We start from the raw sequence: 814 nt of genomic DNA on the forward strand, positions 1-814 counted from the left end.
AAGCTTTTCTGCCTGATCCAGAAGACCGCCCCAGAAGACCGCCCATGACCGCCGCCAGCCACCGTTATTCCTCCGTCGCCATCGCCCTGCACTGGGTGATCGCGCTGTGCATCCTGTCGATGATCCCGATGGGGTTATGGATGACCTCGGCCATTGCGCAGCCGGATACGCAGGCGCTGGCTTACCGCGTGTTCCAGATCCACAAGTCGATCGGCTTCCTGATCCTGGGTCTGACGGTGCTGCGGATCGTGTGGCGTCTGACGCACCGCCCGCCCGCGCTGCCGGGCGGGATGAAGCGGTGGGAGGCGTTCGCCGCCAGCGCGACCCATGTGGCCTTCTATGGCCTGATGCTGGCCCTGCCGCTGACCGGGTGGCTGTATGTGTCGGCGGGCTGGGCCGTGTCGAACGACAGGGCGCTGGAGGTGGCGACCAGCTGGTTCGGCCTGTTCCCGATCCCGCATCTGCCGGGCGTCGCTGATCTGCCTGCGGGCGTGAAGCGGGCGCTGGCCTTCCAGGCGATGGGCGCGCATTCGCTGCTGGCCTGGGGGGCGGTCGTGCTGATCGTCCTGCACGTCGGGGCGGCGTTGAAGCATCATTTCCTGGATCGCGACGGGGTGCTGTCGCACATGCTGCCGTGGTTGAAGTCCGGTCATATTGGTCTGGGTCATGCGCCGCGCTCGCCCTGGGCTGATCGGATTGTGGGTGTGGGTCTGATCGCGGTCATCGCCGGGGCGGGCGCCGTTGCTGCACGTCCCTATGCTCAGCCGGGCCTGCCGATGACGGCTGAGGCCAAGCCTGCTGCTGCGTCCGCGCC

1 protein-coding gene is annotated in these 814 nt (G+C 67.4%); it reads left to right on the top strand.

Features of this window, described 5'->3' with window-relative positions:
* Positions 1 to 44: 44 nt before the first annotated feature.
* Positions 45 to 814 (top strand): cytochrome b (locus QZ281_RS08670; protein WP_292227265.1); only part of this gene is annotated, 770 nt, incomplete at its 3' end.

Origin of the sequence: Brevundimonas sp. (assembly GCF_018608325.1) — a bacterium.
In the GTDB taxonomy this organism is placed as follows: domain Bacteria; phylum Pseudomonadota; class Alphaproteobacteria; order Caulobacterales; family Caulobacteraceae; genus Brevundimonas.